Origin of the sequence: Streptococcus sp. DTU_2020_1000888_1_SI_GRL_NUU_041A (assembly GCF_032387735.1) — a bacterium.
Lineage (GTDB): Bacteria > Bacillota > Bacilli > Lactobacillales > Streptococcaceae > Streptococcus > Streptococcus sanguinis.
In genome coordinates this window covers 911,154-929,533 of the sequence record NZ_CP135591.1, presented here as the reverse complement: position 1 = coordinate 929,533, position 18,380 = coordinate 911,154, and the positions used below count along the sequence as shown (strand labels likewise).

General features: G+C 43.7%; 14 protein-coding genes. 2 read left to right on the top strand and 12 right to left on the bottom strand.

Going from position 1 to position 18,380, the window contains the following annotated elements; genetic code table 11:
* Positions 1-32 precede the first annotated feature (32 nt).
* From ezrA to RSK81_RS04605, 7 genes are all read right to left on the bottom strand, one after another.
* Complete coding sequence (gene ezrA, locus RSK81_RS04635) at positions 33-1,757, bottom strand: septation ring formation regulator EzrA (RefSeq protein ID WP_315687579.1); 1,725 nt, start codon at positions 1,755-1,757, stop codon at positions 33-35.
* A gap of 86 nt (positions 1,758-1,843) precedes the next feature.
* Positions 1,844-3,793: a DNA topoisomerase (ATP-hydrolyzing) subunit B gene (gene gyrB / locus RSK81_RS04630; protein WP_125337828.1), complete on the bottom strand. Its 1,950-nt coding sequence runs from the start codon at positions 3,791-3,793 to the stop codon at positions 1,844-1,846.
* Between the two features lie 12 nt (positions 3,794-3,805).
* Positions 3,806-4,372: an HAD-IA family hydrolase gene (locus tag RSK81_RS04625; RefSeq protein ID WP_315687577.1), complete on the bottom strand. Its 567-nt coding sequence runs from the start codon at positions 4,370-4,372 to the stop codon at positions 3,806-3,808.
* Positions 4,373-4,606: 234 nt separating this feature from the next.
* Entirely contained in the window at positions 4,607-5,155 is a 549-nt protein-coding gene (locus tag RSK81_RS04620; protein ID WP_125351541.1) for a DJ-1 family glyoxalase III, read from the bottom strand.
* 72 nt (positions 5,156-5,227) lie between these two features.
* Positions 5,228-6,460 (bottom strand): FtsW/RodA/SpoVE family cell cycle protein, encoded by a 1,233-nt coding sequence (locus RSK81_RS04615; protein ID WP_124764903.1) that lies wholly within the window; start codon positions 6,458-6,460, stop codon positions 5,228-5,230.
* 12 nt (positions 6,461-6,472) lie between these two features.
* Positions 6,473-7,447 carry a YeiH family protein gene (locus tag RSK81_RS04610; RefSeq protein ID WP_185681430.1) on the bottom strand — a complete coding sequence of 325 codons (975 nt, stop codon included), beginning with the start codon at positions 7,445-7,447 and terminating at the stop codon, positions 6,473-6,475.
* 143 nt (positions 7,448-7,590) lie between these two features.
* Entirely contained in the window at positions 7,591-10,035 is a 2,445-nt protein-coding gene (locus tag RSK81_RS04605) for a bifunctional DnaQ family exonuclease/ATP-dependent helicase (RefSeq protein ID WP_315687574.1), read from the bottom strand.
* A gap of 135 nt (positions 10,036-10,170) precedes the next feature.
* Here RSK81_RS04605 and RSK81_RS04600 point away from each other — a divergent pair, with 135 nt between their 5' ends.
* Positions 10,171-10,809 carry an MBL fold metallo-hydrolase gene (locus tag RSK81_RS04600; RefSeq protein ID WP_315687573.1) on the top strand — a complete coding sequence of 213 codons (639 nt, stop codon included), beginning with the start codon at positions 10,171-10,173 and terminating at the stop codon, positions 10,807-10,809.
* Positions 10,810-10,878: 69 nt separating this feature from the next.
* On the opposite strand, the gene ftsX is transcribed toward RSK81_RS04600, so the two are convergent.
* From ftsX to prfB, 3 genes are all read right to left on the bottom strand, one after another.
* Positions 10,879-11,805, bottom strand: coding sequence for a permease-like cell division protein FtsX (gene ftsX / locus RSK81_RS04595; protein ID WP_002900640.1), 927 nt, complete (start codon positions 11,803-11,805; stop codon positions 10,879-10,881).
* Positions 11,798-12,490, bottom strand: a complete 693-nt coding sequence (ftsE, locus tag RSK81_RS04590; protein WP_002895890.1) for a cell division ATP-binding protein FtsE — start codon at positions 12,488-12,490, stop codon at positions 11,798-11,800. Before ftsE ends, ftsX begins: the two co-directional genes overlap by 8 nt.
* 44 nt (positions 12,491-12,534) lie before the next feature.
* Positions 12,535-13,630 (bottom strand): peptide chain release factor 2 gene (gene prfB, locus RSK81_RS04585; RefSeq protein ID WP_315687571.1). Its coding sequence is split into 2 segments (ribosomal slippage): positions 12,535-13,557 and positions 13,559-13,630, totalling 1,095 coding nucleotides; the frame shifts between segments, so codons are not numbered across the junction.
* 310 nt (positions 13,631-13,940) lie between these two features.
* On the opposite strand from prfB, the gene RSK81_RS04580 reads away from it, so the two are divergent.
* Positions 13,941-14,801: a metallophosphoesterase gene (locus tag RSK81_RS04580; protein ID WP_315687569.1), complete on the top strand. Its 861-nt coding sequence runs from the start codon at positions 13,941-13,943 to the stop codon at positions 14,799-14,801.
* 152 nt (positions 14,802-14,953) lie between these two features.
* Here RSK81_RS04580 and RSK81_RS04575 read toward each other — a convergent pair whose 3' ends face one another.
* Together RSK81_RS04575 and RSK81_RS04570 are read right to left on the bottom strand one after the other, a co-directional pair.
* Positions 14,954-17,650, bottom strand: a complete 2,697-nt coding sequence (locus tag RSK81_RS04575) for a cation-translocating P-type ATPase (protein WP_315687567.1) — start codon at positions 17,648-17,650, stop codon at positions 14,954-14,956.
* Positions 17,651-17,935: 285 nt separating this feature from the next.
* On the bottom strand, positions 17,936-18,322 hold the full coding sequence (locus tag RSK81_RS04570) for a DUF1934 domain-containing protein (RefSeq protein WP_032905849.1): 387 nt from the start codon (positions 18,320-18,322) through the stop codon (positions 17,936-17,938).
* Between the last annotated feature and the right edge of the window lie 58 nt (positions 18,323-18,380).

Here is an 18,380-nt window from a genome sequence, read left to right as displayed (position 1 = left end):
AGAATGAAAAAAAGTTCCCGAAGGAACTTCTTTTAAAAGCGAATATTCTCGCGTGTTTTTTCGTAGGATGTCACAAAACGCTCTGTCACGCCTGGCTCGACAAGATCCAAAGCTTTTGAAATGATTTCCAAAGATTGAGCGTAGTCGTAGTCATGTTCAAAGATATACAAGGACTTGTTGAAGGCTGCTTGTACGTTATCATCAAAGGAACGATAGCGGTTTGAATACTGCAACAGCTGCTCAGTCAAGGTAGCATCTTGGACGATACGATAGGTTTCTTCTTCCAATTGCTCCATATCATTTCCTAGAATTTCCAGCCAACGGTTAACTGATTCGATATTGACTCGTGTAGCTTCCAATTCCTTAACCAACTCTTCAATATTATTGCTAGTTGAAAAGAAAATTTCTAAGAAAGAGTCTGGAATACCTGGCAAATTGCGTTTTTCCATATATCTCTTAATGGTATGCAATTTGTTAGCATAGATATTGACTTTTTGGCGAGCGTTGGCATCATCTTTTTCAATCTCTGCCAGTGCTTCACCAAGAGAAATCTGCTCATCTTCGATTTCTTTCAAACGCTCTTGGATAGCTTCCAACTCTTCCTGAACCACAGAATAAGCTTGCTTGGTTTCAGAAGAATCTTCTACCGCGCTAAGCACCACATCTTCCTGTGCAGAAAGCTCAGCCTGCAACTCCTTGACATGAGAAGTTTCTGTATCAGAGAGAAGGAAGGTTTGAGATAAACGTTCTATCTCTTTTTGGAGTTGCTGGTTGTTTTCCTTTGTATGAGCCAGATAGCTAGGCAAGTTTTTAATCAGCTTCTCCACTACTTTGTGAGCTTCAATTTCCCGCGTAAAAATTTCATAGAGAGCGTTAATCTCTTCTTGCGCTTGCTCATTTTCATACTCAGCATTATCCAGCTCTAGGGCTGAAATATTGGCTTCATTGCGTTTGAGACTCGCATGAAGCTGTTGGAAACGAGACTCTATATCTGTTTCGATAAAGTGATAACCAGATTCCAAGAGCTTACGATGACCAGATTCTAAGTCTTCCAACTGATCTGGCAGCTTCACAGTCAACTCTTCAACAATGGCAGGAACTTTCTCAACGATATGTGTCAGAGCAAGGATATGATCCTCAGCTTTATCCAAGATTTCAGCTGCCTCAACCGGGTCACCTGAAGAATTAAGAGTCACAAACTGAGAAAACTCTGACTGGATATTTTCCAGCTGTTTTTCAATCTCAGCTAGGGCTTGCCCATACGAGTCTGCATTCTCCGCAACCTGGGTTTGCAGTTTTTCAAACAAATCCAAGGCATGGAGCACTCGGCCACTGTTCTTAGACTCTTGCTCTTTAAGATCTTCCAAGGCTGCACGAATCATCTTGATATCTTCTTCAATCAAATCAATCTGACTCTCAATATTGCCGATGGCATGCTTGGCTTTTATGAAACGGAAAGAATTATTGTAACCTTCTGCTTCAAATAGATTATTTTCGATATCAGCAAATGAATTTAAGGACAAGTCTACCCATTTTTGATTCCATTCACGGAAGGCTACCTGACTCTGTCCAATCAAATGCATATTTTTTACTTCTTCAACTTCATCATTTACAGGGAGATTATAGAGTGCTTCTTTTCTCTCCTCCAAATTTTGAAGTAAAGCTTCATTTCTCTTTCTCATCAGAACTGCAGTACCATAGCCGACAACCAAAAGCAGAGCTACCACAGCAACGAGAATAACTAGTCCAATAGACATATAGAACTCCTTCACATTGTTACTATAAAGCAAACATAATGATTATATCATATTTTTGCCCATAATGGTTGATTTTTCTGATTTTTTTAGACGTCGAGCGTACTGTATACAGCATTTTCTTCGATAAATTCACGACGAGGTTCAACGCGATCCCCCATCAGCATGTCAAAAATCTTGTCAGCTTCCGCTGCATCATCCACTGAAACCCGTGCCATCAAGCGATGTTCAGGATTCATAGTTGTCTCCCACAGCTGATGGTCATCCATCTCTCCAAGACCTTTATAGCGTTGAATGGTTGGCTTGGAGCGACCTTCACTGTAGCGAGCCAAAGCAGCTTGAAGCTCTTCTTCTTGGTTGGCACCTGGCTGGATGTATTCTTTGACTTCACTTCCGACCTTGACACCATAGATTGGCGGCTGAGCGATATAGACAAATCCAGCTTCCAGCACCGGCTTCATATAGCGGTAAATCAAAGTCAAGAGCAGGGTCCGAATGTGAGCACCGTCTACATCGGCATCGGTCATGATGACTAGTTTTTGGTAGCGGGCCTTGCTGACATCAAAGTCAGCACCGAAACCAGTTCCCATAGCAGTAAAGAGACTGCGGATTTCTTCATTGGCCAAAATCTTATCCATGCTGGCTTTTTCAACGTTGAGAATCTTACCACGAATTGGCAAAATGGCCTGAAATTCACGGTTACGGCCGGACTTAGCTGAACCACCCGCTGAATCCCCCTCCACGATGAAAAGTTCAGTTTCCTGCGGGTCGTTGGACGAGCAGTCAGCCAATTTACCGGGCAGATTGGAAATTTCCAAGCCAGACTTCTTGCGGGTTACTTCCCGAGCTCGCTTGGCAGCAATTCTAGCCTTAGAAGCCAAAATTCCTTTTTCAACGATTTTTCGAGCTACCGCAGGATTTTCCAAAAGAAAATCTGAGAAGGCTTCGCTAAAGAGACGATTAGTAATCTTGACCACTTCGCTATTGCCTAGCTTGGTCTTAGTCTGACCTTCAAACTGAGGGTTGGGGTGCTTGACAGAGATGACCGCTGTCAGTCCCTCACGAACATCTTCCCCAGTCAGATTGTCTTCGTTTTCTTTGAGAAGCTTGTTTTTCTTGGCGTAGTCATTGATAACCCTTGTCAGGGCAGTCCGGAAACCTTGCTCGTGCGTTCCTCCCTCGTGGGTGTGGATGTTATTAGCAAAGCTCATGACTGTTTCATGGTAGCCAGTCGTATACTGCATAGCTACTTCAACCGTAATGTCGTCCATTTCGCCATCGGTATAAATCGGCGTTTCAAAGATTACATCCTTGTTTTCATTGATGTATTGGACATAGCTGGCAATCCCACCCTCATAGTGGTAATCCTTGGCCTGCTCCATTCCATCCCGCTTATCAGTGATAGAAATTCTGAGACCACGATTGAGGAAGGCCAGTTCTTGCACCCGCTTATTGAGCTTTTCAAAGTCAAATTCTACTGTTTCAGTGAAAATCTCTGGATCCGGTGTAAAGTGAACTGTCGTACCTGTACGATCTGTCTCACCGATGATTTCTAAATCAGCGACTACTTGACCGCGACTGTATTCTTGGTAATGAATCTGACCGTTCTTATAAACGCGGACATCCAGCTGAGTGGACAGGGCATTTACAACGGAAGAACCCACACCGTGCAGACCTCCTGATACCTTGTATCCGCCACCGCCAAATTTTCCTCCAGCATGGAGAACAGTAAAGACGGTTTCCACGGCCGGACGGCCTGTTTTCTCCTGAATATCAACGGGAATTCCCCGACCGTTATCCACTACTGTGATGGAATTGTCTTTTTCGATAAAGACTTGAATGTGGCTGGCAAAACCAGCTAGAGCTTCATCAATCGAGTTGTCAACAATTTCCCATACTAAATGGTGCAGACCTTCCTTGGAGGTCGAACCGATATACATCCCTGGACGCATACGAACGGCTTCTAAGCCTTCTAAGACCTGAATCTGACTGGCATCATATTCTTGGGCCTGTATATCTTGTTGCTTTTCTTCTGTCATAGTGTTCCTTTTCTAATCAATATCTATAAATTCTTCAAGATGCTGCATATTATCAAAGAGATAGGTGTCAAAGCCAGCTGCCTGCCCTGCTTCAATATCCAGCGGACGGTCACCAATGACCAAGCCAGAGACAATCTGATACTTGTCTTTTAGATAGAGCATGGAGTCTGGTGAGGGTTTCCTTGGAAAACCATTCGCCGATGTCACCACTTCTGTAAATGCTGATGCAATGGCAGTTTTCTCCAAGATTTCCAGCACTTGGTTGTCCCGGTGGGAGACCAGAAAGTTCCGACCACCCTTGGCCACAATTCGCCTAAGCAAGTCTGCCGCTCCGTCAAATAAGACAGGGTGAGTCAACTCTTCTGCTTCATTGGCCTTATAAAACTTCAAAAAGTCTTTTTCTTGGGGAGCAAACTGCTGGATAGCATAGTCTGTAGACACCTTGAGGGCCTTATAAACTTCATCGTGACCAGCTTGCAGACCGTATTCTTTCAAAGTCTGAACAAAAGCTGCAGTCGAAGTTTCATAATTATCCAAGAGTGTTCCACCTAAATCCCAGATGTAATCTTGATAATTCATACCTTTCATTATACCATAATTTTCATGAAAAAGGGGCTAATATTTGCCCGAATCCAGCACTTTTCCGACTTTTTCAGCCCTTTTTCTAAACAAAATATCTCAAAAAATCCAAAATTTAAAAATGGCTGCTGGTTTCGTCCTTTTCAACAGCTCTATCCCCCTACCAAATAGAGGACGGCAAAGATGCATAGTGGTTCAAAAAAGCTGGGAAACATTATGAATCCCAGCCTATTTTTAGTTTCCAAATACATCTGTATAAAGCATGGCATCAGCCAACTGGTCAGCGTCTCCTCCCAGCTGACGAACCAGCTCATAGGCGAAAGCCAAGGCAGTCGATGGACCACGGCTAGTAATCAGCTTCCCATCAACAAGAACTGTTTCTTTACGGTAAGTTCCATTTTTAATATTGTCTTGCGCACCATCATAGCAGGTGAAATACTTACCAGTCAAGATACCTGCGCGGTCAAGAGCAATGGGAGCGGCACAAATGGCAGCGATACATTTATCCGCCTGCCGAAAATCCTGCAAAAGCTGCATCAGGCGGTCATCGTCACGAAGATTGGCCGATCCTGGCATCCCCCCTGGCAAAATGACCATATCGTAGTCATCCAGTCTGCCCTTCCAGACCTGATCTGCTTTAACAGTGATGGCATGAGAGCCAGTCACTGATTCATCAAAACCAATCATATCACAGACAAGACCGGCACGGCGCAAGACATCCACAACTGTCAAGGCCTCGATTTCTTCAAAGCCTGGAGCTAAGAGTAAAGCTGCTTTTTTCATAAAAATATCCTTTCTGAGATAAGCCAGTCACAAAATCGCATCTGATTTGTGAGTCAAAAACTTACTTTATCTTTATTTTAATTTCTTCAGTACGACTTTTTTTCGGACAGCAGGAATTCGCTCCTTCTTTTCATCCGTCAGGCTGTTCTGATAGGAGACGGACAGCAGGAGACCGACACCAATAAGATTACTGATGATGGAAGAACCACCCTGTGAAATAAAGGGCAGCGGAATCCCTGTCAGAGGCAGAATTCCTGTCACCGCTCCAATATTTTCAAAGATATGGAAGAGTAGCATCATGATAAAGCCAGTTGAGATATAGGTATAAAACTGGTTGTTGGATTTAATCGTAATCTTGAGCATGCGGTAAATCAGCAATAAATAGAGCATGATAACCAAGGTTGAGCCCAAAAAGCCAAAATCTTCTGCAATGACGGTGAAAATCATATCGCTTTCCCGAACAGGCACCAAGAGATTCGAAACATTAAAGCCTTGACCAGTCAGACCGCCGCTTCCGACAGCGATTTGTCCCTGTGCTTGCTGGAAGGTGGTCGTCTGAGCGTAGTCAAAGGGATGAAGCCAAGCCAAAATCCGATTGATTTGGTAGGTTGGCATGCCTAGATTATGCAGAAAAGCACGGCCGCCATCGGAAATAAAGATAAAGAGAAATCCTCCCAACAGCAGGACTCCCGTCAGAAAGACTGGCAGGATAATCTTCCAAGAAACACCTGACAGTAGAACGATGCCGCCGTATATAGCAACAAAAACCAGAGCCGTCCCCAAATCACTCTGAAGGGTTAACAGAACCAGAACAGGCACGGTGTAGAGCCCAAGCTTCAGAATCAGAAAAAAGTCTAAAGCCAGGGTTCGCTCATCCTGCTTGTGCTGCTGGAGAAAATGGACAACCAGCCGCGACAGCATGAGAATATATGAAATCTTCATAAACTCCGAGGGCTGAAAGAGGGTCGCCCCACGAATAGCAATCCAGTTTTTAGCACCAGTGGAGGCTACCAGCGATTGGCTGTAAAAAAAAAGAGGCAAGACCATGAGGCCAAGACCAAAAACATAGAGATAAGGGGTGATTTTCCAGAGAAACTTGGTGTTAAAAAACATGAGGATAAAGCTGAGCAGGAAGCCCACCGCAATCCAGGCAATCTGCTGACCAACCATAGGCCAGGCATTGTCAGGATAATCATGACTAACAGCAATGTAAATAGCTACAACTCCGATTGAAAGCAGCATCAAAACGGGCAAAATTAAACTATAATCAATCCGAGACTCAAAGGTCCGTCTTTGATAGGGCATAGTCCCTCCTTTTTAGAAAAAATACTGGATAATCAAGCTAGAAACAGCAATGCAAAACCAAGCGAAGGCACCAGTCAGCAAAGGCGCTGCTCCTGCTTGCTTAAACTGCTTAAAGGAAACCTTTGCGCCAATAGCTGCCAAGGCCATAGCCATCAGCCACTGAGAAATGAATTTTGTATAGGGGATGACAGCAGCCGGCAGAAATCCAAGACTGCTGATAAGTGAAGCTAGGACAAACCAAGCTATAAACCAAGGAAAAATCTGTTTCAAGTTTGTCTTTTGCGACGACTTCTTAGACTTGATATAGCGATAAGCTGCGAAGATCAGGCAGGCCGGTACAATCATCAGAGCCCGACTAAGCTTGACAATGGTCGCCAAGTCGCCAGCTGACGGACTATATGTATAGCCTGCTGCCACTACTGACGAAGTATCATTGATGGCCGTTCCAGCCCAAGTCCCGAAAAATGCATCCGACATCTGCAGCAAATGCCCTAAAAAAGGGAAAATGAATACTGCTAAAATATTGAAAAAGAAAATAGTGGAGATGGACAAGGCAATATCCTCTTCATCAGCATCCAAGATTGGTGAAGCAGCCGCAATGGCAGAACCGCCGCAGATGGCTGTTCCAAAACCAATTAAAATAGTCAAAACGCGGTTCATTTTAAAGAAACGGCCAGCCAAATAGGCAGCCAGAAAGGCTATCAGAATGGTGATAAGACTGATACGAAGAGAAGAAAGCCCCGTCTCAGAAACCTGACCTATGGACATGGAAAATCCTAAAAAAATAATGGAATACTGCAGCAATTTCTTCCCCGAATAGCTGAGTCCTTCCTGAAAAGCAGCCGGCAGCTTCATACTGTTGTTCAAAACAATCCCAAAGACAATAGCCAAAACACTAGAGCCTATCAAGGGAAGCAAACCGCCTAAAAAGATAGAAACAGCTGCTATGCCAAAGGATAACAAAATTCCTGGTAAATATTTTTTCATGAACACCCCTTCTTTGCTATGCCTCTCATTATAACAAATTTTATCCTAAATAACAAATTTTATCCTAAATAACAAATTTTATCCTAAAAATCTGAATGAATTTAAAAAATCAGCCGATAAAACTCAGCTGATTTCAGATAGTTTCAGTCAAAAAAGTCTCGTAACTCCTGCATAATGGCTGCCTCCGGCAGAATATCCAAAGAAGCCAATTGTGACAGATGATGCTGAATCTGCTTGCCATAGCGTTTGCTAGAGATTCGGTTGTCCAAAAAAATAACAGCTGACTTCTGATGTTCATTACGTCGGGTCCGGCCAATGGCCTGCTTAAGCCGTAAGATAGCAAGAGGCAGTTGATAATCATAAAAGGCATTCTTACCTTCCGCTTTCAGGCGACTGTTAATCTTCTGCACAAAGAAATCCTTGGGATTGTCAAATGGAATCCGCGTAATCAGCAGAATAATCTGGTCTTGCTCAGCAAAATCCGCCCCCTCCCAGAAGCTGCCAGATCCCAAAAGGATACCTGCCTCTCCTCTATCAAAACGCCGCTTGATATTGCCAGCATCGCCATTTTTATATTGGGCCAAATGCGGCAGAGCCAGCAAGTCCGAAACAGCCAAAAGCAAGTCTTTAGAGGTGAAGAGGACGACGATAGGCAGACCAAGTTCTGCTACTTCTTGCAGGCAAGCAACAATCTCTCGAGCAAAATCTTCAGTTGACAAATCCACTACTGCTGGAAAACTTTCATCTAAAAAGAGCTTCTGCAGTGGCTTCTTCTTGCTTTTCAGCTTGTAAAAGTGATAACTTTCAAAGCCTAGCAACTGCGCCAGATTGACCTTAGAGCTGATTTCCAGAGTAGACGAAACCAAGATAACCTTAGCACTTTCAGGTAAAAAGTCGGTAAAATGCAGTAATTCTGAACGTCCAGCATGCAGAGTCATCAAGCGATGATCTGCCAAAACTTCATCAACCAACCAATAATACTGGTATTTGCCACTGAACAAGTGCTGCAGCTCAGGCAGTGCGCTAGTCTTTAACTCGGACACATCCTGAAGCAGTCGGGCAATCTTTTCCGGACTTAGCTCAGATGCTTTCCTGCGATGCTTCTCCGCGGCATCAGCCAGCTCAAACTGAATGCTTTGCAAGAGCCTCTGCTGCAGAAGCTCCCCTTCTTCCTGAAGGAGATGATTTATCTGCTGCAGCGTTTTAGTTAGATTTATACTGGCTTGAGAGAAACTTTCCAAGGCAAAAAACATCTTCTGAGCTTCATCAACTACCAGAACACGATTGTCCAGCAAAGACTGGTCATCCTCTAAACGCGTCAGCAGGTAAGCATGATTGGTAATCACGACTCGACTGGTAGCCGCCTTGACCTGTCCCAGCCGCCAAAAATCTTCCTCATAAAAAAGAGAATGCTTGCTTAGCTTGCCATCATGACGGATTTCATTAAAGTAGCTTGAGAAGCGATGAGCTTGCCCGATTTCATTCAAATCACCCGTTTTGGTTTCTGTCAGCCAAACCAAGAGTTGCAGCTTGCAGCGATTAACCAAACGGTTGTCATATTCCCTGTCCAATGACTGATAGAAATAGTCTAGCTTGAGATAATTCTCCGGACTCTTGAGACTGTGAAAGGAAATACCAAAGACTTCCTCCAATAATCGCCCTTCCTTTTGCAGCAGCTGGTCCTGCAGGATCTTAGTCGGAACCGTCACTAATACTTTTTCCTGGCCTCTAGACAGAATAGGTAGCAAATAGCCAAAGGTTTTACCCAAGCCTGTCTGAGCCTCTAGAAAACTAGCCTCCTGCTGGTCCAAAGCTTCCTCCATAAAATGAGCAAATTTGAGCTGTTCCGGCCGCTCTTCTAAGCCCAGCAGGTATAGATTGGTGAGGAAATCCTGCGACAGTTTCTTTTCCGAAGTCAGCTTTTGGGGACGTCGCAGGAAAATACCATGGCAGGATTGCAGTTCCTTATCTTGCTGATCTGGCATCGTCTGATAAACTTCCTCGATAGCCAGACGCGACTCATAGATAATGCTGTCCGCCAAAGTTAGCATTTTCTCAACCAAGGCCTTGGGTAGGTTCTTGATTTTGTCTTGTATTTTTAAAAATAGCTGAGCCGTTGCTTGAGCATCTGCCAGCGCAGTATGGGCGTTTTCTAAAGAAATATCCAGCAAATTGCAAAGATTGCCCAAGGAGTATTTATCAAAAGTCGGGTAGAAGACCTGAGCCAACTCCACCGTGTCCACACGCGGTGTCAGCAAGTCAAAACCTTCCCAGAAAAGGGCCTCTGCTAGTAGATTAGCGTCAAACTTGACATTATGAGCGACAAAAATCGCATCCTGAATCAACTCATATACCTCAGCTGCTACCTGAGAAAACTCCGGTGCTCGGCCAAGCCGTTCATCATCCAAACCTGTCAGCTCTTTGATATGCTCATCCAGTTCCTCATGAGGATTGACATCTGTTTCATAAGTCTTGGTAATAATTCCATTCTCAATCAGAACAATGCCAATCTGGATAATCTTTGCATTGCTGCCCGTTCCTGTAGCCTCCAAGTCCACAACGGCATACTTATAATCATTTTGTGTCATACTGCTATGATTATATCATAAAAGCCATTCAGAGACATCTGAAAATTTTTAGCCATAGCCTATGAAGCAATTCTGTGCAAAAAATCCGCTCTTCTGTTACACTCAATAGCAGAATACATTTTCCGAGGAAATCAGATGAAAATTCATAAAATTATCAACCTTGTTGCTTTTGAAAATACCTATATCTTAGAGAACGATCAGGGTCTCCTAGTCATCGATCCTGGCAGTGACTGGAAAAAGATTGAGCGCAAGCTGGAGGAACTCGCCAAGCCTGTGATTGCTATACTCTTGACCCATACCCATTATGACCACATTATGAGTTTAGAAAAGGTCCGGGAGCACTATGCTGCCCCACCTGTCTATGTGGCTGAGAGTGAAAGCAGCTGGCTCTACACACCGACAGATAACCTATCTGGTCTGGCGCGCCATGCTGATCTGGATGATATTATCTGTCGACCAGCAGAAGAGTTTTTCTCCTACGAAACAGACTATGATATTGGAGGCTTTCACTTCTATGTGCTTGCAACACCTGGCCACTCCATCGGAGGTGTCTCTCTAGTCTTTCCTAATGACTGCCTTGTTTTGACGGGCGATGCCCTCTTTCGAGAAAGCATCGGACGAACGGATCTGCCGACAGGAAACATGGAGCAATTGCTGACATCCATTCGCGAGAAACTTCTGGTATTACCTAAAGACTACGCTGTTTATCCTGGGCATGGTCATGATACCACTATTTCACATGAAAAAATCTTTAATCCATTTTTAGCTCAGTAGCCATTAAAGCAATTAACTATAACAAAAATAGAGTTTGAAATTCTTCAAACTCTGTTTTTTTATGATTTGTTAAATCTTCAAGAAGCGTCTCATAGAGATGATAGATCCCAATGATCCGATAAGAATTCCCAACACAAAGAGTGCTGCTATCATAATCGGACTAAAGAGTTTTGGATCAATCATAGAAAGTCCTTGACCTACCAAGCTCTTATTCATAGTCTGGTAGGCTATACCATATGTCAAATACACTACAAGTGACGGAACTGTCGCTCCTAGCAAGCCAATCCATGCTCCTTCAAACAGGAATGGTCCGCGGATATAGCTATTCTTAGCACCAACCAAGCGCATGATTTGAATCTCGCGACTTCGGGAAATAATGGTAATCCGGATAGTATTGGAAATGAGAAGGATAGCAATGAGAATCAGAAGCGCTGTCCCAATCAATCCCCATGTTTGGATGAAATTAGAAAACGCAAAGAGATTTTTGGTATTGGTACCCCCATTTTGAACCTCTGATACACCATCAATCTTACGAGCATCTTTTGTAACAGATTCTACATACTTAGGTGCCTTGGTCTCAACAATATAAGCATCGTAAAGAGGATTATTTTCTTCATCAAAAACATCCCACTCACTACCCATGGTCTCTGTTAGCTTATTATACTGCTCTTGCTTGCTAGAAAAAGTAACCTTCTCTACATTTTTCATAGAAGTCAGAGCATCGTAGACCTTGTGGTAGTCCTCATTCTGAACTGTTTGGCCTTCTTTTACAATCGTTTCGCTATTATCGAAAACATCCTTACGCATGTATACCATGACGCGGACATTATTGGAAATATCATTTGCCAGCTTGGCTGTATTTAAAATTACTGAAGCAAAAACAGCTACTAAGCTCAGGGTAATCATAACCGAGCTGACAGCCGCTACAGTCATCCAACCATTCCGCGTAAGACTCTTAAGCGACTCAATCAAATGACGAAAAAATCTTCTAATCATCGTATCCGTATTCTCCTTCCGCTTCATCACGTACCACACGGCCATTTTCAATAGCAATAACGCGGTGACGCAGAGTATTTACAATCTGGCTGTTGTGGGTTGCCATCAGGACAGTTGTTCCCTGAAGGTTAATCCGCTCCAGCAGGTTCATAATCTCCCATGAATTATCTGGGTCCAAGTTTCCTGTCGGCTCATCCGCAATCAGGACTTTAGGGTTGTTAGCAATAGCACGCGCAATGGCAATCCGCTGCTGCTCACCACCGGAAAGCTCGTTAGGGAATGAGCGAACCTTATGCTTAAGGCCAACTAGGTCCAGCACTTCCATAACCCGCTTTTTAATATTGCGGCGGCGCTCACCGATAACTTCCATGGCATAAGCAATATTCTCATACACTGTCTTTTTAGGAAGAAGTTTATAGTCTTGAAAGACGACTCCAACCTGACGGCGCAGCATTGGAACATCACGCTTCTTAATCTTAGCTAAGTCAAAATCAGCTACTTTCAGACTTCCCTTATCCAGCTTTATCTCCCGGTAAAGCAAACGAATAAAGGTTGACTTTCCCGCTCCTGAAGGGCCTACAATATAGGCAAACTCCCCAGGTTCTACGTTAATAGACACACTACGCAGGGCAGTGGTCCCGTTGCCATACTTCTTGACAACATCTTTCATTTCAATTATTGACATCTATTGAAATTTCCTTTCAATCTAATTCTAATCTCTTACACTTCCTAGTTCAAACGCCATTTCAAATAAGCGTCGATGAAACCATCCAAATCTCCATCCATCACCTTGTCCACCTGTGCTACTTCGTAACTGGTCCGATGGTCTTTGACCATAGTATAAGGCGTAAAGACATAAGAGCGGATTTGGCTGCCCCAGGAAATCTCCTTCTTATCTCCCTTGAGTGAATCAACTTCGGCTGCTTGTTTCTCTTGCTCTAGCTGATAAAGCTTAGCCTGCAGCATCTTCATCGCCCGATCACGGTTTCCATACTGGGTCCGGTCAACGGTAGACTGCACCACAATTCCCGTAGGAATATGGGTCAGTCGCACACCGGTAGAGACTTTATTGACGTTCTGCCCGCCGGCTCCTCCCGAGCGGAAAGTGTCCATCTTAATATCGTCATCGCGAATTTCCACCTCAATGGTGTCATCCAGCTCTGGCATGACCTCTACTGAGGTAAAGGAAGTATGGCGACGCTTAGCTGAGTCAAATGGCGAAATCCGGACCAAACGGTGGACTCCCATTTCTGACTTGAGCAAGCCATAAGCGTGCGGCCCTTCAAATGAAAGAGTCACTGACTTGATGCCTGCTTCATCACCAGCTTGATAGTCCAAGACCTCTACTTTGAAGCCCTTGGCATTGCCAAAGCGTGTATACATACGCAGCAGCATATCTCCCCAATCCTGGGCCTCTGTACCACCAGAGCCCGGGTGAATTTCAAGGATAGCATTGTTATTGTCATAAGGCTCAGATAGGAGCAGGGTCATTTCATAGCTGGTCATCATTTTCTCGAGTTCGGCCAGCTTTTCTTCTAACTCACCCTGAACCGACTCATCTTCAGCCAGAAAATCAAGCAAGATTTCCGATTCATCAAAAAGCTCGGTCATCTGATGGAAATTTTCATAGGTTTGCTTGAGTCCATTCAGATCTTGAGATGTCTTTTGGGCTGCAATGTTGTCATCCCAAAAGTCGGGTTCTGTCATCTTATTTTCTAAGATGGCAATTTCTTCTTCCAGACCTTCTAAGTCAAAGAGACCCCCTGAAAGAAGCTAATTTTTCACGATTTGCGTCAATCTTTTGACGAATTTCTGAAATGTCCATAAATACCTCTTTTCACATATCGTTTAATTATAACATAAATTAAACAGTTTGCCTAATCTCACATTCAGCAGCTTACATTTTATCGGATTTTCCCTAGCTAGGCAAGACAAGCGACTCCTTGTCACCCAATTGTTAGAAAAGTAATATAATGACATGGGGTTAGAAGAATTATTTCAAGCCTTCCTAGACTTCGACCATGAATAAACGAAATACATGGTTACGAACATTTATGAGGTATTCAGATAAAAGGGAGGCTCTCCATGGGTGCTTAAGCATTTCCAAGTTTTGAAAAATATGCTAGACTAAAACCATGACAAGAATCGGATTTATGAGCGACCTCCATCTGGACTCCAACCAGTTTGGAGATTTTGAGCGGCAAGTTCTTCGCCAGCTTTTAAAAGAGGAAGGGATTGACCACCTACACATTGCAGGAGATTTGTCCAACGACCTGACCAAGATCAGTTTGCCCTTTATTGAAACTTTGAAGCAAGAGATTCCCCTTTCTTTTAATCTGGGAAATCACGATATGCTGGGACTTTCTGAGCAAGAAATTTCAAACTATGATTTTCAGATCCAGCAATTTGGCCAGACCAAGCTCATCAGCTTTTCTGGCTGGTACGACTACAGCTTTGGTCCAGAAAAAAGCAAGGAAGAGCATCTGAGAACCAAGACTAATTTCTGGTTTGACCGCAGATTGGAGCGTCAACTCGACGACCCTAGCATTACAGCTCAGACACTGCAAGAGTTAGAAAAACTGCTGATGACTTTAGATGGTCCCATTATTGTTGCTCTGCATTTTGTCCCCCATCAAGACTTTCTATACGACCATCCCTACTTCCAGCGCTTCAACGCCTTCCTAGGAAGCCAAGCTTTTCATCGGCTCTTTGTCAAATACAGGGTGAAAGAAGTGATTTTTGGTCATCTCCATCACCGCCACCAAAGCCGTGTTATCGAAGGTGTCCGCTACCATATGCGTCCTCTGGGCTATATCCGCGAATGGGAACTGACTCGAAACTTTTTTAATGACTTTCCTCAGTATAAAATTCCCCAGATGTACCGCCTGCACAAGCGTTATAATGCTGTTAAAGATTTAGCCGAATTTCGAGACTATAAGAAAAAACACCTAGCAGACGAACTGCGAGATGCTTTAATGGTGATTGAAGTTCAGTAATGGAAATGTTGAATTGCAGCTCTCAGCTCATCTGAGAGCTGTTTTTGCTGTCCAACTGCACATAGACTTCTAATAAACAGGAACGAAAATTGGAAAAAGCAATGAAATCTTGGTTGCTATAAAAAAAGCCATCCGTAGATGACTTTTTGCTGTTAAATAGCATTCTTATCCATACCTAATTTACGTTGGATGAACTTAACAATTTCAACAATGACAATCATGGCAAAGCTACCAACCAAAACAACTGCCCATTGTGACAAGTCCAGCTTAGTCACATGGAAAATCTTTTCCAGTGGATCAATTACAATGGTTGAAATCAATAGGATGAAAGAAACCAGGATAGACCAGTTAAAGGTCTTAGACTTGAATGGCCCAACTGTAAAGATAGATTGATAAACAGATTTTACATTGTAAGCATGGAAGAGCTGGATGAGGCCAAGAGTTGCAAAGGCCATTGTCAGAGCATCCGCATGAATAGCCTTGACATCACCGACATGGACGGGATTAGAGATAGCATAACCATAAACCGCCAGAACCAAAGCTCCTTGCAGGACACCCTGATAGATGATAGAGCTCATCACTCCGCCTGAGAAGAAACTTGACTTACGACCACGAGGTTTATGATTCATAGCACCAGGCTCAGCTGGTTCAACTCCCAGAGCAATAGCTGGGAAGGTATCTGTTACTAGGTTAATCCAAAGTAGGTGAACTGGCTGCAACACATCCCAACCAAATAACGTTGCAAAAAATATCGTTAATACTTCTGCTATATTAGCTGAAAGTAGGTATTGAATAGTCTTTTGAATATTAGAAAATATTTTCCTTCCCTCTTCAACAGCTACGATTATTGTCGCAAAATTATCATCCGCTAAAATGATATCTGAGGCACCCTTAGATACTTCTGTACCTGTAATACCCATACCAATACCGATATCAGCTGTCTTCAAAGCTGGTGCGTCATTGACACCATCACCTGTCATGGCTACGACCTTACCTTGGTTTTGCCATGCTTTGACAATCCGAACCTTATGCTCAGGCGAAACTCGGGCATAGACAGAGTATTGGCCAACAACCTTTTCGAATTCTTCATCAGAAAGCTCATTGAGCTCTGCACCAGTCAGGACATGGTCTTCAGTATCTCCCTCTTCGATGATACCCAAGCGCTTGGCAATAGCTTCTGCTGTATCCTGATGGTCACCGGTAATCATAATCGGACGAATACCAGCTTCCTTGGCTACGCGAACAGCTTCTGCTGCTTCTGCACGTTCTGGGTCAATCATACCGATTAAACCAGTAAAGATTAAATCATTTTCTAGATTTTCAGATGTCAGGTCAGTCGGAACTGCATCAATAATCTTGTAAGCACCAGCCAGCACGCGCAGAGCTTGGTGAGCCATCTCTGAGTTGTTAGACTTAATCAGCTGTGAAGTAGCATCATCAATCGCTGCAACATCTCCAGCCTTATCACGGGCAACACAGCGTTTCAAGAGTTGATCTGGTGCTCCCTTTACTGCCACAAGGAATTTCCCATCTGGCAATGGATGGACGGTAGACATGAGCTTACGATCTGAATCAAAGGGCAGCTCAGCTACTCGAGGATATTTCTCTAAAAAGGCCTTTACATCATAGCCCTTGTCCAGAGCATATTGGATAAAGGCTGTTTCTGTTGGGTCACCAATCAGTTTTCCTTCTTGGTCAATCTTAGTATCATTGGCTAAGACAACTGAACGTAAGAGAGGCAGCTCCAAGCCAAGTTCAATATCTTGTCCAGCTTCATTCAGGACTCCGTCATAAAAGACTTTTTCGACCGTCATCTTATTCATGGTCAGGGTACCAGTCTTATCTGAAGCGATAATCTCAGTTGATCCCAAAGTCTCAACAGCTGGAAGCTTACGGACAATCGAATTCCGCTTAGCCAGAACCTGAGTTCCCAAAGCCAGCACGATGGTAACGATAGCAGGCAGACCTTCTGGAATAGCGGCAACCGCCAAGGCTACAGAGGTCATCAGCTCATCCAGTGGATTTTTCCCTTGAATGAAGACACCGACTACAAAAGTCACTGCAGCAATCACCAAGATAGCATAGGTCAGAACCTTAGACAAGCTATTAAGATTTTGCTTGAGCGGTGTGTCCGTTTCATCCGCATCCTGCAACATACCTGCGATATGGCCGACTTCCGTATACATCCCTGTATTGACAACCAACCCAACCCCACGACCATAGGTCACATTTGAGTTTTGGAAGGCCATATTGACCCGGTCGCCAATACCAGCATCTGCAGCTACCTCAACAGTCAAATCTTTCTCAACCGGCACAGACTCACCTGTCAGAGCCGCTTCTTCGATTTTCAGTGAATTAGCTTCCAAAAGCCGCATATCTGCTGGGACAACATCACCGGCTTCCAATCTAACGATATCACCAGGTACCAACTCCTTAGAATCTACTTCTGTGACATGGCCATCACGCAGGACACGCGCAGCTGGGCTAGACATAGACTTGAGAGCTGCAATTGCTTCTTCAGCCTTGCCTTCCTGATAGACACCGAAAATGGCATTGATGATTACGACCGCTAAGATGATCAAAGCATCTGCGATGTCTTCACCACCTGATGTGACAACAGACAAGACTGCTGCTACCAACAAGATGATAATCATCAAATCCTTAAACTGCTCCAAAAACTTCATTAAGAGAGATTTTTTCTCCCCTTCATCCAGTTCATTGCGGCCATAATCAGCTAAACGCTTGGCTGCTTCTTGACTGGACAAACCTTGCTCTGAAGCGTCCAAAGTTTTGAAAATTTCCTCAGGACTCTGGGTGTAAAAAGCTTGGCGCTTTTGTTCTTTTGACAATGTATTCCTCCTCTTGGCCTCTTTTATTTCTGAACTTTTCTAACCACTACGACTCATCATCTTGAGCCGCATCAGTCATATCCAAAAAGTCAGAAACAAAAAAGAGACCTGTTTATTAACAAGTCTCGCTATTTCATACAAGGCCGGAAATTTCTTTCGTATTGACGACCTTGTAACGGTTATTCCGTTAGCTACTCCCTTGAGTTAGAAACTATTATACCAAATTTTCAAGCTTTTGCAAGGGGAAACATTATGATTTTCAAGAGATTTCTCAGAGAATTGCAGCTAACCCCAGCTAATCTCCATTTCATAGCTGGCAAAAATCTGCTCTCCGTCAACAGTTTTCAGCTGATAATGAAGTTGCAGAACCTGCTTGGTAAAATCAACCTTGTAGAAAGGAGTATCGGTCACAAACTGCTGCAAGCCCACAGGTGTATGGATACCAACCAGCGCCTGCCCTTGACTGATGAAGCGCATGATGGACTTAGGTTCAGAAAAGCGCGTCATAACCAACTCTTTATCGTGGAACTTCAGAACTACTTTCTCTCCTTCTTCATTCTTATATAGCAGATAATGATAGTCTCCTTTTTGCGTCCAGTCCGTATCGTAGACCTGATCGATTAGCTCGGTATGCCCGTCCAGCTGGATGTGATTTTTTATTCTAATTTGCATCTTCATCTCGTTTCTCTTTTTCTTTCCCTATTTTATCAAAAAAAGAACAAAATTGCTC

Excerpts from the sequence above, each read along its gene's own strand:
- ftsE (WP_002895890.1), bottom strand. The coding sequence starts at position 12,490 with ATGTCAATAATTGAAATGAAAGATGTTGTCAAGAAGTATGGCAACGGG.
- RSK81_RS04615 (WP_124764903.1), bottom strand. The coding sequence starts at position 6,460 with ATGCCCTATCAAAGACGGACCTTTGAGTCTCGGATTGATTATAGTTTA.
- ezrA (WP_315687579.1), bottom strand. The coding sequence starts at position 1,757 with ATGTCTATTGGACTAGTTATTCTCGTTGCTGTGGTAGCTCTGCTTTTG.
- RSK81_RS04605 (WP_315687574.1), bottom strand. The coding sequence starts at position 10,035 with ATGACACAAAATGATTATAAGTATGCCGTTGTGGACTTGGAGGCTACA.
- RSK81_RS04600 (WP_315687573.1), top strand. The coding sequence starts at position 10,171 with ATGAAAATTCATAAAATTATCAACCTTGTTGCTTTTGAAAATACCTAT.
- RSK81_RS04580 (WP_315687569.1), top strand. The coding sequence starts at position 13,941 with ATGACAAGAATCGGATTTATGAGCGACCTCCATCTGGACTCCAACCAG.
- RSK81_RS04570 (WP_032905849.1), bottom strand. The coding sequence starts at position 18,322 with ATGCAAATTAGAATAAAAAATCACATCCAGCTGGACGGGCATACCGAG.
- RSK81_RS04625 (WP_315687577.1), bottom strand. The coding sequence starts at position 4,372 with ATGAATTATCAAGATTACATCTGGGATTTAGGTGGAACACTCTTGGAT.
- RSK81_RS04610 (WP_185681430.1), bottom strand. The coding sequence starts at position 7,447 with ATGAAAAAATATTTACCAGGAATTTTGTTATCCTTTGGCATAGCAGCT.
- ftsX (WP_002900640.1), bottom strand. The coding sequence starts at position 11,805 with ATGATTAGAAGATTTTTTCGTCATTTGATTGAGTCGCTTAAGAGTCTT.
- gyrB (WP_125337828.1), bottom strand. The coding sequence starts at position 3,793 with ATGACAGAAGAAAAGCAACAAGATATACAGGCCCAAGAATATGATGCC.
- RSK81_RS04620 (WP_125351541.1), bottom strand. The coding sequence starts at position 5,155 with ATGAAAAAAGCAGCTTTACTCTTAGCTCCAGGCTTTGAAGAAATCGAG.